Origin of the sequence: Streptomyces sp. NPDC004647 (assembly GCF_040609575.1) — a bacterium.
Taxonomy (GTDB): domain Bacteria; phylum Actinomycetota; class Actinomycetes; order Streptomycetales; family Streptomycetaceae; genus Streptomyces.
In genome coordinates this window covers 1-14,232 of sequence record NZ_JBEXKU010000070.1, presented here as the reverse complement: position 1 = coordinate 14,232, position 14,232 = coordinate 1, and the positions used below count along the sequence as shown (strand labels likewise).

Annotated in this window: 12 protein-coding genes; 6 read left to right on the top strand and 6 right to left on the bottom strand. The window is 69.7% G+C overall.

Annotated elements, in window-relative coordinates; genetic code table 11:
- Nucleotides 1–5: 5 nt before the first annotated feature.
- A complete protein-coding gene (locus ABZW18_RS26295) occupies nucleotides 6–728 on the bottom strand; it encodes a response regulator transcription factor (RefSeq protein ID WP_356191764.1) in 723 nt (240 codons plus the stop codon).
- A 92-nt stretch (nucleotides 729–820) separates the two neighbouring features.
- On the opposite strand from ABZW18_RS26295, the gene ABZW18_RS26290 reads away from it, so the two are divergent.
- Genes ABZW18_RS26290 through ABZW18_RS26280 form a run of 3 tightly spaced genes read left to right on the top strand, consistent with a single transcriptional unit; the run spans nucleotide 821 to nucleotide 2,876 of the window.
- Entirely contained in the window at nucleotides 821–1,555 is a 735-nt protein-coding gene (locus ABZW18_RS26290; RefSeq protein WP_356191761.1) for a glycosyltransferase family 2 protein, read from the top strand.
- Between the two features lie 29 nt (nucleotides 1,556–1,584).
- On the top strand, nucleotides 1,585–2,175 hold the full coding sequence (locus ABZW18_RS26285; protein WP_356191821.1) for a DUF2064 domain-containing protein: 591 nt from the start codon (nucleotides 1,585–1,587) through the stop codon (nucleotides 2,173–2,175).
- 11 nt (nucleotides 2,176–2,186) lie between these two features.
- The gene (locus tag ABZW18_RS26280; RefSeq protein ID WP_356191758.1) at nucleotides 2,187–2,876 is read left to right on the top strand and encodes a methyltransferase domain-containing protein; all 690 of its coding nucleotides are present in this window, start codon (nucleotides 2,187–2,189) and stop codon (nucleotides 2,874–2,876) included.
- An 84-nt stretch (nucleotides 2,877–2,960) separates the two neighbouring features.
- Here ABZW18_RS26280 and ABZW18_RS26275 read toward each other — a convergent pair whose 3' ends face one another.
- Complete coding sequence (locus ABZW18_RS26275; RefSeq protein WP_356191756.1) at nucleotides 2,961–4,361, bottom strand: hypothetical protein; 1,401 nt, start codon at nucleotides 4,359–4,361, stop codon at nucleotides 2,961–2,963.
- Nucleotides 4,362–4,569: 208 nt separating this feature from the next.
- Here ABZW18_RS26275 and ABZW18_RS26270 point away from each other — a divergent pair, with 208 nt between their 5' ends.
- Both ABZW18_RS26270 and ABZW18_RS26265 read left to right on the top strand, forming a co-directional pair.
- A complete protein-coding gene (locus ABZW18_RS26270; protein WP_356191754.1) occupies nucleotides 4,570–5,877 on the top strand; it encodes a molybdopterin-dependent oxidoreductase in 1,308 nt (435 codons plus the stop codon).
- Complete coding sequence (locus tag ABZW18_RS26265; RefSeq protein ID WP_356191752.1) at nucleotides 5,874–6,374, top strand: hypothetical protein; 501 nt, start codon at nucleotides 5,874–5,876, stop codon at nucleotides 6,372–6,374. Before ABZW18_RS26270 ends, ABZW18_RS26265 begins: the two co-directional genes overlap by 4 nt.
- Before the next feature lie 252 nt (nucleotides 6,375–6,626).
- Here the strand turns inward: ABZW18_RS26265 and ABZW18_RS26260 are convergent, their stop codons facing one another.
- The 3 genes from ABZW18_RS26260 to ABZW18_RS26250 all read right to left on the bottom strand — a co-directional run bounded on the left by ABZW18_RS26260 (nucleotide 6,627) and on the right by ABZW18_RS26250 (nucleotide 9,520).
- Nucleotides 6,627–8,105: an MFS transporter gene (locus ABZW18_RS26260; protein WP_356191751.1), complete on the bottom strand. Its 1,479-nt coding sequence runs from the start codon at nucleotides 8,103–8,105 to the stop codon at nucleotides 6,627–6,629.
- Entirely contained in the window at nucleotides 8,098–8,772 is a 675-nt protein-coding gene (locus tag ABZW18_RS26255; RefSeq protein WP_356191749.1) for an ATP-dependent Clp protease proteolytic subunit, read from the bottom strand. Before ABZW18_RS26255 ends, ABZW18_RS26260 begins: the two co-directional genes overlap by 8 nt.
- A 130-nt stretch (nucleotides 8,773–8,902) precedes the next feature.
- Nucleotides 8,903–9,520: an ATP-dependent Clp protease proteolytic subunit gene (locus ABZW18_RS26250; protein ID WP_356191819.1), complete on the bottom strand. Its 618-nt coding sequence runs from the start codon at nucleotides 9,518–9,520 to the stop codon at nucleotides 8,903–8,905.
- Between the two features lie 314 nt (nucleotides 9,521–9,834).
- Here ABZW18_RS26250 and ABZW18_RS26245 point away from each other — a divergent pair, with 314 nt between their 5' ends.
- Nucleotides 9,835–10,701 carry a helix-turn-helix transcriptional regulator gene (locus tag ABZW18_RS26245; protein ID WP_356191747.1) on the top strand — a complete coding sequence of 289 codons (867 nt, stop codon included), beginning with the start codon at nucleotides 9,835–9,837 and terminating at the stop codon, nucleotides 10,699–10,701.
- A 70-nt stretch (nucleotides 10,702–10,771) separates the two neighbouring features.
- On the opposite strand, the gene ABZW18_RS26240 is transcribed toward ABZW18_RS26245, so the two are convergent.
- The coding region (locus tag ABZW18_RS26240; RefSeq protein WP_356191745.1) for a type I polyketide synthase at nucleotides 10,772–14,232 on the bottom strand (3,461 nt) is incomplete at its 5' end.

The following is a 14,232-nucleotide window of genomic DNA, read 5'->3' as shown; positions in this document are numbered from 1 at the left end:
GGCTGTCAGACCTCGTCCCCTTCCTGGTGCGGTGCCGGGCCCGGTACGGGGTCGAAGCGGTAGCCCGCGCCCCAGACCGTGTGGATCAGCCGGGGCCTGGCCGGGTCGTCCTCGATCTTGCCGCGCAGCCGCCGTACGTGGACGGTGACGGTGGACAGATCGCCGAACTCCCAGCCCCATACCTCACGCATCAGCCGCTCGCGGTCGCAGACCTGCCCGGGGTGGCGCAGAAAGTGGGCGAGGAGGTCGAACTCCCGCAGAGTCAGGGCGAGGTCGTGCCCGTCCTTGGTGGCGCGGCGGGCCGCGGGGTCGAGTTCCAGGCCCGCCGCGCTCAGCACCGCCCCGGACGGCTGGGCCGAAGAGCTGCGGCGCAGTACGGACTCGACGCGCAGCACCAGTTCCCGGGGGCTGAAGGGCTTGGTCACGTAGTCGTCGGCGCCTATCTCCAGACCGAGGATCCGGTCGTCCTCGTCGCCGCGCGCGGTGAGCATGATGACGGGGACGGGGCCGCGGGAGCGCAGTGCGCGGCAGACTTCCAGGCCGTCCATGCCGGGCAGCATCAGATCGAGGACGACCAGGTCGGGCCACCGCAGGTCCGTCGCCCGCAGGGCGCCCGGCCCGTCGCCGGCCCGGTGCACGGCGAAGCCGGCCCGTTCCAGATAACCGGTGACGACCTCGGCGACGGTGGGATCGTCGTCCACGACCAGGATGCTCTGGCTGTTCTGCATGGCTCCAGCGTCGCACCGGGGCGACGGGAGTTCCCCCCTGCCGCCCGCGGCAGGGGGCGATGTCCGCGTTTCGTAAGAACCCGAGATCCCGAATGTCCGCTTTGGATTCGTACGGTGAACCCGTGACCGATTCGATTCCCCCAATCCCGGCGACGGTGGACGTCGTACTGCCCTGCCTCGACGAGGCGGCGGCCCTGCCCTGGGTGCTGGAGCAGGTTCCCGACGGGTGGCGGGCGATCGTCGTCGACAATGGCTCCGCCGACGGCTCCCCGGAGATCGCCCGCTCCCTCGGCGCCACCGTGGTGTCCGAGCCGAGGCGCGGCTTCGGCGCCGCCTGCCACGCCGGACTGCTGGCGGCGGAGGCGGACATCGTCTGCCTCTGCGACTGCGACGCCTCGCTCGATCCCGCCCTGCTCGTCCCCTTCGTGGCCCACGTGGCCGCCGGGGAGGCCGACCTGGTGCTGGGGCGGCGCCGACCGCAGGCCCGCGGCGCCTGGCCGGTGCACGCCCGTGCCGGGAACCTGGCGCTGGCCCGGATGCTGCGCCGCCGTACCGGGCTGCGGCTGCACGACCTGGGCCCGATACGGGCCGCGCGGCGCGAGGCGCTGCTCGGCCTCGGCCTGACCGACCGGCGCAGCGGCTATCCGCTCCAGATGGTGGTGCGCGCGGCCGAAGCGGGGTGGCGGGTGCGCGAGGTCGACGTGCCCTATCTGCCGCGGGCGGGGAAGTCCAAGGTCACCGGGACCTGGCGGGGCACCTGGCAGGCGGTTCACGACATGCGCGAGGTGCTCGCAGCGCCCGCGATCGAGAGGGAGGGACCCCGGTGACCACACTGCTCGTCATCGCCAAGGAGCCCATGCCGGGCCGGGTGAAGACCCGTCTCACTCCGCACTTCAGCCCGCAGGAGGCGGCCCGGCTCGCGGCGGCGGCGCTCGCCGACACCTTGGAGGCGGTGCGCGACACCCCGGCCGCACGCCGGGTGCTGGTGCTCGACGGCAGGCCGGGGCCCTGGCTGCCGCCCGGCTTCGAGGTCGTACCGCAGTGTGCCGGCGGGCTCGACGAACGGCTCGCCGCCGCCTTCGCCCTCTGCACCGGACCGGCGTTGCTGATCGGCATGGACACCCCGCAGGTGACCGCTGAATTCCTGGCGCAGGGGCTCGACTTCAGGCACGCGGAGGCGTGGTTCGGCCCGGCCGCCGACGGCGGTTTCTGGGCGCTGGGGCTCGCCGAGCCGGAGCCGGCGCTGCTGCGCGGGGTACCCATGTCCGTACCCGAGACGGGCTCGGTGCAGCGGCGCCGGCTGACGCACGCGTGCCTGGCGGTACGGGATCTGCCGGTGCTGCGCGATGTGGACACCGCCGCCGACGCGGCGGCGGTGGCGGCCGAGGCACCCGGCACCCGGTTCGGTGCGCTCCATGCCGCACTCGCGAGGGCCGGGGCAAGGTGAGCGCGGGGAAGGTGTCAGCCATACCGGCCGCTCGCGCCACGGAATCGGCGCGGACGGCCTGGCGGGCCGACCCGTACACCGACGCGCTGCGCGCCGGCCGCGGCCCGCTCTTCCTACGGCGCGGCGACGGCTGGCTGCTGCCGCTGGAGGTGGAGCGCTGGTGCGCCGCGCCGGACACGGCCGACAGGACGGTGCTGGAGCGGTGCCAGGGTTCTGTCCTCGACATCGGCTGCGGTCCGGGACGGCTGGTCACGGCGCTGACCGCATTCGGCCGCCCCCCGCTCGGCATCGATGTGCACCCGGAAGCGGTGGAGCGCACCCTTCGCGCGGGCGGCCGGGCGCTGTGCCGCTCGGTCTTCGAGCCGCTGCCCGGAGAGGGCCGCTGGGACACCGTGCTGCTGATCGACGGCAACATCGGCATCGGCGGCGACCCGGCCGCGCTGCTGACCCGGGTCGCCGAACTCGCCTGCGAGGACGGGGTGACGATCGTCGAAACCGCCCTGCCCGATGTCGACGAGCGGGTACGGGTCAGGGTCGACGACGGGCGCGGACCCCGCGGGGACGCCTTTTCCTGGGCCCGGGTCGGCACCCGGGCCCTGTGCTTCCACGCCGAGGCTGCGGGCTGGACCGCGACGGGCCGGTGGGAGGCCGAGGGGCGCCGGTTCGTGGAGTTGCGCCGCGCGGTGCCAGGGGCGGACTGAGAGCGAGGCAGCAAGCGCCCGCGTGGGAACTTCCGCACCACCCGAGCCACCGCGTGGACGCCCATGGTCCGGGGAACGCTCGTCTCACCACCCGGTGAACAGCAGATGGTTGACCGCCAGCGCGAGCACCGCCTGCGCGGTCAGCCAGGCCCGCCTGCCACCGGACGGCAGAAGCGCGGTGGCGGCAAGGAGCCAGGTGGCGAAGGGCAGCCAGATCCGCTCGGTCTCGGCCTTGCTCATCCCGGACAGATCGGCGACCACAAGGGCGAGCAGGGCCCCGAGGACGAGGATCACCAAACGGTGCACGCCCGTTGCCTCCCGCGCGGGCCCGGGTCGGCGTTTGCCGAAGCGGACGGCTGGTACGGCACCGGGCGAGGCCACCACCACCCGACGCAGTCCCGCGAACGTGGCCGGGCCGGCGACGATCACGGTGCAGGCAAGGTTGGCCCACACCCAGTACCCGTACGGTCTGATGCCACCCGCCCCCTGGTAGTAGCGCTCGACCAGCAGCCGGTACGCGTCCCACCAATTGAAGCCCAGCAGGGTGAATACCAGCGGTACGACGGCCGCCCCGGCCAGCACCAACGGAATCGGGCGCGCCGTGCGGGCGGCGAGCAGTACGGCAAGGGCGACGATCGCGAACAACGTGAGCCCGTACGAGAGGTAGCACGTAAGGCCGAGCAGCAGGCCGGAACCCAGGGCGGCGGAGGCCGGGAACCGGACGGTACGGGTCGCGGCGAGCGCGAGCAGGGCGATCGTCCAGGCGGTGACGGCGGTGAAGTAGCCGTCCGCCGACGCGCCGACCCAGATCGCGGCCGGAGCCAGGACGAGGAACGGCGCGGCCCGGCGTGCGAGCGTCTGGTCTGCCAGGGCGCGGATGGTGACGAGGACGGCCGCCGAGGCAGTGCAGCCGATCGTGATGCACCAGGTGCCGGCCCACGCGCCGCCGCCGAGCCCGATGCGGTCGAGGCCGACGAACGTGAGGGTGGCGGCCGGCGGGTGTCCGGCGATGTGGGCGGGCCAGTGGTCGGGCGAGCCGAGCAGGATGTGCCCGGTGAAGTCCCGCAGGGTGGCCGGGATGTCATCGAAGCGGTCGATCACCTGGAGGTATTCGTACCGGGTGGTGAGCCGCCGCGCGATGCCGCGGTGCCAGCCGTCCACGAGCGCCAAGGACCAGGTCCAGGCCATGGACGTCAGCCAGGAGCCGAGGAGCAGCGCACGCCACGGCACCCGGGCGGCGAGCACCGGCCCGTACGCGATCACAGCGACGGCGACCAGGAGCGCGGCCGGGGTCCCGGGACCGAGATGGGGGGACCAGCCGGCGAACAGCGGAGGCCAGCCGACGCGAAGGCTTCCGTCAGCGCGCTCGATGGCCCGGCCGACGGTCACCGCCGCCGCGACCAGAAGGGCCGCCGCGGCGGCTGCGGCGAGATCGCGTCGCGCACCGGTGCGGGTGTGACGGACGGGGTCGTCATGGTGATTCACGTCTGCACGGTAGGCGGGAAAGGCCAGTTCGGGGTCGTGCTGCGGGGCGACGTCACACAACCGTCAGATCCGCTGAGCGGCCTGTCGTGCAGACGGAGGACGTCAGCGTTTCGTCATCGGTCGCGGCCCTTCCCAAGCCGTCGCCCGGACCTACCGTCGAGGCAGTGCGACGGTCCATCGTCGCGGAGACCGCCGAGGATGCCGCACCATGCGCAAGGAACTCTTCAACTCCGACCGCCTCCCGGCCTCCCCGGGGTTCTGGCGCAGCCCGCTGCGCGGGCCCTGGCTGACGTCCGTGCTCGGTGTCGTCCTGCTCGCCGGGATCACCCTGCTGTTCGTGACCGGGCTGCTGTCATATGCCGCGTACAACCCGGATCTGTCCCCGGTGAACGACCAGACGCCGGACAAGGGCCGGCTGGGCTTCTATCTGTTCGACTGGCCGACCGATCCGCACTGGCTCTACCGCCTCAACCAGGGCCTGCACGTCACCGTTGGCATCGCCCTGATCCCGGTGCTGCTCGCGAAGCTGTGGTCCGTCATCCCGAAGCTCTTCGCACTGCCCCCGGCGCGTTCCCCCGCCCAGGCGCTGGAGCGGCTTTCGCTGCTGCTGCTCGTCGGCGGCGGACTGTTCGAGTTCATCACCGGGGTACTGAACGTCCAGTTGGAGTATCTCTTCCCCGGCTCCTTCTACCGTCTGCACTTCTACGGGGCATGGGTCTTCATGGCAGCCTTCGTGCTCCATGTGGCCCTATGCCTGCCCCGGACCGTCCGTACCCTGCGGGAACAGGGTGTACGGGCACACCTGCGGCGCACGTCCCCCACACGGTCCGTGGGCTCCGCGGAGCCCGACGAAGGGACCGGGCTCGTCTCCTCCCGGCCCGCCGAACCGACGCTCTCCCGGCGCGGCGCGCTCGGCCTGGTCGGCGGGAGTTCGCTCCTGCTCCTGGCCACCACGGCAGGCCAGAACTTCGACGGCCCGCTGCGGCGCACGGCGCTCTTCGCCCCGCACGGCGGCCAGGACCCGGGGAGCGGACCCAACGGCTTCCAGATCAACAAGACGGCGGCCGGCGTCGGCATCGAGCCGGCCGACACCGGGCAGGCGTGGCGGCTGACCCTCTCCGGCCCACGCGGTGACCTCCGCCTGTCCCGGGAGGAACTGCTGGCCCTGCCCCAGCACAGCGCGGCGCTGCCCATCGCCTGTGTGGAGGGCTGGTCGACCTCGGACCAGTGGTGGCGCGGAGTGCGGCTGCGGGATCTCGCCGCCCTGGCCGGATACGAGGGTGCGGACAAGGTGCCGGACGTCCTGGTGGAGTCCTTGCAACGCCGTGGGGCCTTCCGCAGCGCCGCGCTGCGCCACAACCAAGTGCGCGACTTCCGGTCGCTGCTCGCCCTGCGGGTCAACGGGGAAGATCTCTCACCGGACCACGGCTACCCGGCGCGGATCATCGTCCCCGCCGCGCCCGGAGTGCTCAACACCAAGTGGGTGGCCCGGATGACCTTCGGGGAGCTGGGATGAAGGGCGACCGGTCGATCCGATTCCGGCACCGGTACGGGGAAGGGCCGCTGCACCTCGTGCTGCTGACCGCCTCGTTCGCCCTGACCGGCTACGCAGGGGTGCGCCTGCTGGAAGGCGACTGGCTCGCCATCGGTCTGTGGTTCGTCGGCTCGGCGCTCGTGCACGACCTGGTGCTGCTGCCGCTGTACGCGCTCGCCGACCGGGCCTTGCTGAACGTGCCGGGGGTTCGGCACCGAGAATGGCTCATTTTCGTCCGAGTACCGGCCGTACTCTCCGGTCTGCTGCTCCTGGTGTGGTTTCCGCTGATCACCCGGCGCGTGGAGCGTTATGAGCAGGGCACCGGGCTGCCCGCCGACGTATTCCTCCCCCGGTGGCTGCTTGTCACGGCCCTGCTGTTCTTGTGTTCGGCGCTCTGGCTGCTGACCCGCGCGCAGCGAAGACGACACCGGCGCACGGGTGTGGGGAGCGATACCGGGGCCCCGCAACGTCTCCCCTGAACCTGCGCCATGGCTCCAGGAGTTCCGCTGAGTCCGGGCAACCAGTGCAGTGGCGAGTTCGATTCTCGTCACCCGTTTCACGACAAAGCCCCAGGTCAGCGACCTGGAGCTTTGTCTGTTGTCCAGAACTCTCGCGAGCGTCCATGCCAGAACTCTCGCAAGCGTCCATGCCATGCGTGTCACACCGCGCGCGTTATCGCGGTGCATTGGGGCGAGCCGGCCTGCGCCGCGACGGAGGGCCTGCGGCGGCGGTCAGGCCGGCGCCCGGCGCCGGTACAGCAGTGCCGTGATCACCAGGCCGACAGCGAAGAATCCTGCGGCCCACCAGTAGGCGGTGGCGTAGCTTTCGATTCCTGCCTGGGCCACCGCGTCGGCAGTGGGTTGCCTGCCATCGAGGTAGTTCTCGGCGGCACTTGCGGCGATGGTGGACAGCAGCGCGATGCCGAGGGAGCCGCCGACCTGCTGCATGACGTTGATGCTCGCAGATGCCGCGCCCGCGTCTTGGGGAGCGACGCCCGCGGTTCCCAGACTCATCGCCGGGGCGAACACCATGCCGATGCCGAGTCCGATGACGAACAGCGGCGGCATGATCCCGGTGGCGTAGGAACTGTTGGTGTCCAGAGTCGTGAGCAGGACCAGGCCGAGGGCGGCCAGGGCCATACCGGCGGGCACAATCGCCCTGGGGCCGACGCGGGGCATGAGTACGCTGCCGGCGCCGATCGCGGTGATCATGATGCCACCGTTCATGGGCAGGAAGGCGAGCCCCGTAAGGACCGGGGAGTAGCCCAGGTTCTGCTGCAGGTAGTAGGTCAGGAAAAGGGAGACGCCGAACAGGCCGGCGCCGGTGATGAGCAAGGCTATGAAAGAGGCGCCCCGGTCACGGTCGAGGAGAATACGCAGGGGCAGCACGGGGTTGACCGCCCTCGTCTGCCAGCCGGCGAAGGCCGCGAGCAGGAGGACGCCCGCGGCCAGAAGGCCCCAGGTGGATCGGGCGGACCAGGAGTGGGTCTCGGCGTTGGAGAAGCCGTAGACGATGCAGAACAGGGCGACGGAGACGAGGAAACTTCCGGGCAGGTCGAGTTTGCCGCGCTGCTCGGCGCGCTGGTTGCCCTTGATGAAGACAGCCGTACCGATCAAGGCGGGCACGGCGATGGCCAGGTTCACGTACAGGCACCAGCGCCACGACATGTACTCGGTGAGCACCCCGCCGAGCAGCAGGCCGATCGCCGCCCCGGTTCCGGTGATGGCGCCGTAGACGCCGAATGCCTTGGCTCGCTCCCTGGCGTCGGTGAAGGTGACGTTGAGCAAGGCCAGGCAGGTGGGGGCGACCAACGCACCGAAGACGCCCTGGAGTGCCCGGGCGGTCACCAGTGCGCCGAAATCGCCCGCTGCGCCTCCCAGTGCGGAGGCGAGACCGAAGCCGGACAGGCCTATCACAAACGTGGCCTTACGGCCGAACAGGTCGCCAATGCGGCCGCCGATGAGTAGCAGGCTGCCGAAAGCCAGAGCGTAGGCAGTGACGATCCATTGGCGGTTGTCGCCGGAGAACCCCAGGTCCTTCTGAGCCGAGGGCAGGGCGATGTTCACGATGGTGGCGTCGAGGATGACCATCAGCTGAGCCAGCCCGATCACGGCCAGGATCAGCCAGCGGTGGGGAGATGCAGCCGGTGCGTCGTGCGCGGCGCCTCCGCCGCTGGTGGTGTCGGTGGCGTCGACGGTGGGCTCAGCCATGGTGACGGGAGGCCTCCGAGGACGCCAGGACCCGGGGGGCGATCACCTGGTCGATGATCCCGTAGTCCAGAGCCTGCTGAGCGGTGAGGACGTTGTCCCGTTCGATGTCCTCGCGCACCTGCGCGATGTCCCGATTGGTGTGCTTCGCCAGGATTCCCTCGATCTGCTCGCGGATCCGCATGATCTCACGCGCCTGGATCTCCAGGTCGGACACCTGGCCACGCTGTCCCTGGCTGAACGGCTGGTGGATCAGGATCCTCGAGTTGGGGAGGGCGCAACGCTTTCCGGGTGTGCCGGCGGCCAGGATGACGGCCGCCGCCGAACTCGCCTGACCGATGCACACCGTCTGGATGTCCGGCTTCACGAACTGCATCGTGTCGTAGATGGCCATGAGCGATGTCATAGACCCGCCAGGCGAGTTGATATAGACAGAGATCTCCCGGTCCGGGTCCGCGGATTCCAGGCAGAGCAGCTGGGCCATGATGTCGTTGGCCGCTGTGTCGTCGACCTCCGAGCCGAGGAACACGACGCGCTCCTCGAAGAGCTTTGCGTAAGGGTCGTATTCGCGGACGCCCTGCGAGGTGCGCTCGACGAAGCGCGGGACTACGTAGCGAGCTTGCGGCATCACCTGTGCGGGTACCGAACCTGGACGAATCTGCCGTGCCATGTGCACCTGCCCCTCCGGAAGTTGACGTCACGCATGCGTGACGTTGCGCTAGGAATCGGAAAAAATTTGCAGAGAACAGCGGAGAATCCAATGCGGGAGGGACCCTTCCGGGTCCCTCCCGCACACCGCATCAGTGCCCGCTCGTACCCCCGCCACCGGGGACGCCGGCGGTCGACGTCATCACCTTGTCAATGAGGCCGTACTCCTTTGCCTCTTGCGCGGTGAACCAGCGGTCGCGGTCGGAGTCCTTCACGATCTTCTCGATATCCTGGCCGGAGTGCATGGCGATGAGCTCCGCCATCTCCTTCTTGGTGCGGAGCAGTTGCTCCGCGTAAATCTTGATGTCGCTCGCGGATCCCGCGAGGCCCGCAGAGGGCTGGTGCATCAGGATCTTCGTGTGCGGCAGCGCAAAGCGCTTGCCGGCGGTCCCCGCGGTGAGCAGGAACTGGCCCATGGAGGCGCAGAATCCCATCGCGATGGTCACGACGTCATTCTTGATGTAGTGCATGGTGTCGTAGACAGCCATGCCCGCCGTCACAGAACCGCCGGGGGAATTGATGTAGAGATAGATGTCCTCATCGGATTCCGCAGCAAGCATCAGCAGCTGGGCTGTGAGCTTGTTGGCGATGTCGTCATCAACTTCCTGACCGAGGAAGATGATTCGGTCCTTCAGCAGCCTGCTGAAGACCTGGTCGCTGACTGCCCACGTAGGGGCAGCACCCCCATCGGCCCGTACAGTTTTCGCCACCGAGGCCGATTCCCGACCGTCCACCTGATTAGCCACTGAACCCCCAACTGGGTCTACAGGCAGCCGCAAGGCCGCCTCACAGCCTGCTCTGTTCGATCAGCAGTAATCCGACTCTCCTGCTGTTACAGCACTTCTGATCGACCGTAGCATGAAGGTCGGCCGCCAGCTGCAGGTCCACTTACCGTTCGCTCATAGCGCACGCGGGCGGCGATCATTCAACTTTCAACTCCCCCCAAAGCCCGCTAGCCGTGCGGATGTTCGACCGTGTGGCTAGACTCGTTCCACGCCAACGAACGGATGCTTACGGGGGGCACATGTCAGTTGACGAGTATCGCAAACGAGAACGCGCACACCTTCTGCGCAAGCGACGTGAAAAAGTCATGCCGGTTGACGTTGGGTTGCCTGGAGGGTTGCGGCGCAGAACACCGGGCCTACGACGCGAGGAAGTCGCGGTACTCGCCGGCGTGAGCCCTACTTGGTACACATATCTCGAGCAGGCCAGGGACGTTTCACCGTCGCCCGAAGTGCTCGACAACCTGGCCACCGTACTGGGCCTCACCGCGTACGAACGAAAGTATCTGCACAATCTCTCGCGAGAGATTCCCAGTGCGGAACCGGAAACCGGCCGATGTATCGAATTCCGAGCGCCTCTACAGGAATTGACGGCGTCCCTGGATCCCATTCCCGCCTACATTTGCGCGAACTCCGGCGACCTGCTGAGCTGGAATCGCGCGGCCGCCGAATGGCTTGCCGACTTCGAGTACGTTCCCGAAAACCGGCGCAACATCCTCGTGTGGATGCTGACCGCCGAAACGGCGCGTGAGCGCTTCGTCGACTGGGAAGCCCGGTCGCAGCATCTCGTGGCGCGCTTCCGCGCAGAAGTGGCCAACTCGCAGGATTCGCCCCGCGTCACCCAACTCATCAAAGAGCTCTCGGCGGAGAGTCCCCTCTTTCGCCGGTGGTGGGACGAGCACATAGTGGCCGGCCCGGACAGCACCGCCTATCTCATGCGACGTCCCCACTACGGCGTTGTCCCCGTGCGGACGGTCGAGTTGTTGTACCGGGAGGTCTCGGGCTGCGCCAAGATGGTTCTTCATATGCCGACCGGCGACTTGGCGCGCATCACCGTGCCTCATGAACTGCCCGGCACGTTCCGTAAGGACTGGTCCGGCGTCCGATGAAAACAGGGTGAGAACAGGGCCGGCATCCCGTCTCCGGGGTGCCGGCCCTCTTCTTCATCAGCGGATGGCCTCAGTCGCGGTCCTCCCCGGACATGTCGGCGGCCAACTGCTCCCCCAGATGCTCAGCCATGGCGGCCACCGTAGGAAATTCGAACACCAACGAACCGGGCAACCGGAGGCCGGTCGCTTCATTGAGCCGGTTACGCAGCTCGACTGCCATGAGCGAATCGATGCCGAGATCCATCAGTTCCTCCTCGGCGTTCACGTCGTCCGGCGAGTCGTGGCCGAGCACGTCCGCGACGGTGCCGAGCACCAGGTCGAGCAGTTCGTCCGGGCCCAGCGGCGCCGAGCTGCTGTGGTCCGCATCTGCCGGGGATTCTCCGGTCGCCTCCTGCTCTCCGGCTACGGGCAGCAGACCGCTCAACAGACGCGGCAGCGTCCCGGAGTCCGCACGGCCCTGCAGCGCCGCGGTGTCGAAGGCGGTCGGCAGCACGTAGGGAAGGCCGAGTGCGAGCGCGGAATCGAGCAGGGCGAGCGCCTCCTCGGCCGCCATGGGTACCACTCCGGTGCGGCGCATGCGGTCGCGGTCGGCCTCCCCCAGCCTGCCGGCCATGCCGCCGCCGTCCTCCCACAGACCCCAGTCCAGCGACACGGCGGGCAGACCGTTCGCCGACCGGTGTTGGGCGAGGGCGTCGAGGAAGGCGTTGGCCGCCGCGTAGTTCGCCTGCCCGGCGCTCCCGAGCACCCCCGAGAGGGAGGAGAAGAGCACAAACGCCGACAGATCCTTGTCAGCCGTCAGTTCGTGCAGGTGCCATGCGGCGTCCGCCTTCGGGCGCAGTACGGCGTCGAGGCGGTCCGGGGTGAGCGACTCGACCGTGCCGTCGTCCAGCACACCGGCAGTGTGCACGACTCCGGTCAGCGGGTGCTCGTGAGGCACCCTGTCCAGCAGCGCGCGACAAGCGTCCCGATCGGCGACATCGCAGGCGGCGACAGACGCCTCGGCGCCCAGGGCCGTCAGCTCCGCCTTCAGTTCGGCCGCCCCCTCGGCGTCCGGGCCACGACGACTGACCAGCAGCAGATGCCGCACCCCGTGCGCCGTGACAAGATGCCGCGCCACCAGCGCGCCGAGAGCACCCGTGGCGCCGGTGACCAGCACTGTGCCGCCGGGGCGCAAGGCGCCACCGGCCGCCGACGGGAGCGGGGTGCGGACCACGCGCGGGGCGTACGGCACTCCCGCACGCAGGGCCAGCTGGGGCTCACCGGTCGCGAGCGCCGCCTGGACTGCTTCACGTGAGGCGTCCGTACCGTCCACGTCGAGCAGGACCACCCAGCCGGGGTGTTCGGTCTGCACGGTGCGTGCCAAGCCCCAGACCGATGCCGCACCGAGGTCGGCGATGCCCTCGCCGCGCACGGCCACGGCTCCCTCGGTGACCAGGACGAGACGCGTCCGCCCGGACCGCTCATCGGCGAGCCGCTGCTGTATCTCGGCCATGGCGCGGTGGGCAGCGGCATGCGTCCCGGCAGTGGGGTCACCGCCCGCGCAATGCACGAACGCCGTCTCCGAAACGGTGGATCCGGTCTCGGCGGGCACCGGGACGCGGACCCAGTCCACCTGGTGGAGAGCCGGTTCACCGGTCGCCGCTGCCGAGGAGACCGGATCGCGGGCCAGCACGCCCTCGGCCTGCAGGACCCATGGCGCTCTCGGCTCCTGCGCCCCGGACCGTGCCACGTGCCGGGAGTGAACGGTCACGGCGCGATGGCCGTTCTCGCCCGGTTCGGCGACGGTGAGCTGGACATCGAGCGCCCCGTCGTCCGCCAGCCGTAGCGGGACGTGCTGGGTGAAGACGAGAGGAACCGCCGCAGGCAACAGTCCCCTCGCGTCGACGGTGCGGTCGCCCAGCTCGGGATGGGTCCGCCGGGAGAGCCTGCCCGTGTGCACCGTGCTGCCGTCGGCCAGCTCCACCGCGGCTCCGAGCAGTGAGCGGTCCGCCCCGTTCGACGTACCGGAAACGGCCGCCGCCGAGCCCTGGCCCGGGGTCGGCGAGAGCCAGTACCGCCGACGGCCGAAGGCATACGTCGGCAGCTCGCCCGGCCCCGTACCGGCCGGGAAGAGGGCGGGCCAATCGAGTGCGGCGCCGGCCGTGTGGGCCCGGGCGACCGCGGTGACGAGGCCCATCGGCTCGGGCCGGGCGGCGATGACGGCCGGGCGGCCCTTCCCGTCCCCGCCGGTCCCGTCTTCGTCGAGCGTCCGCTGCACGGCCTGGCTGAGGACCGGACGCGGGGACACCTCCAGGTACGTGGTGGTGCCGAGCGCCCGCAGAGTCCGTACCCCGTCGGCGAAGCGCACGGCTTCGCGGATGTGCCGGACCCAGTACTCGGGCGAGGTGAGCTGCTCCTCGGTCGCCAGTTCACCGGTCACATCGGAGACCACCGGGATACGAGCCGGGGAATACGACAGACGCTGAGCGACCTCCCGGAACTCCTCCAGCACTTCATCCATGTGCGGCGAGTGGAAAGCATGACTCACCCGCAACCGGGTCGACCTACGACCCCGCGCAGCCCACAACTCGGCGACCTCCTCGACCGCCTCCCGGTCACCCGACACCACCGTGGAATCCGGCGCATTCACCGCCGCGATCACCACACGACGCCCCTCCAGCGTCGGAAGCACCTCCCCCTCCGTCGCCTGAACAGCAGCCATCGCACCACCACCACGAGCCGCCTGCATCAACCGGCCACGCGCAGCCACCAAAGCGCAGGCATCCGGCAACGACCACACACCCGCCAGATACGCCGCGCTCAACTCACCGATGGAATGACCGACCAGATAATCCGGCACCAACCCCCAGGACTCCATCAACCGGTACAACGCCACTTCCACCGCGAACAATGCCGGCTGCGTATACCGCGTCTCATCCAGCAAAGCCGCATCCGGACCACCCTCGTCCGCAAAAACCACCTCCCGCAACGACCGCCCCACCAACCCGTCCAGCCCAGCACACACCTCATCAAAAGCCGCCGCATACACCGGATATGAGTCATACAACTCACGCCCCATACCGGGACGCTGACTCCCCTGACCGGAGAACACGAACGCGAGCCTGCCGTCCGCCGCCGCGCCGGAGACCGCGTGCGACACGGTCCTGCCCTCGGCCAGAGCCCGTAGCCCGTCGAGGAGTTCCTTGCGGTTGCGCCCGATCGCTGCGGCACGGTGGCCGAAGGAGGTACGGGTGGTGCCCAGAGCCAGTCCTGTCGCGGCGATGCCGTTATCCGGTCGGTCTTCGGCATATTCCGCCAGTCGCGCCGCCTGCGCCCGCAGCCCGGATTCCGTCGGCGCCGACACCGTCCAGAGCACGGGGACGTCCAGGTCCTCCGTGGGGACGGGTTCGTCGGCATCCACCGGTTCATCGGCGGCCGGCGGTGCCTCCAGGATCAGGTGGGCGTTGGTGCCGCTGATGCCGAAGGAGGACACCGCGGCCCTGCGCGGACGCTCCCCGCCCTCCCAGGCCACCGGCTCCGTCAGCAGGCTCA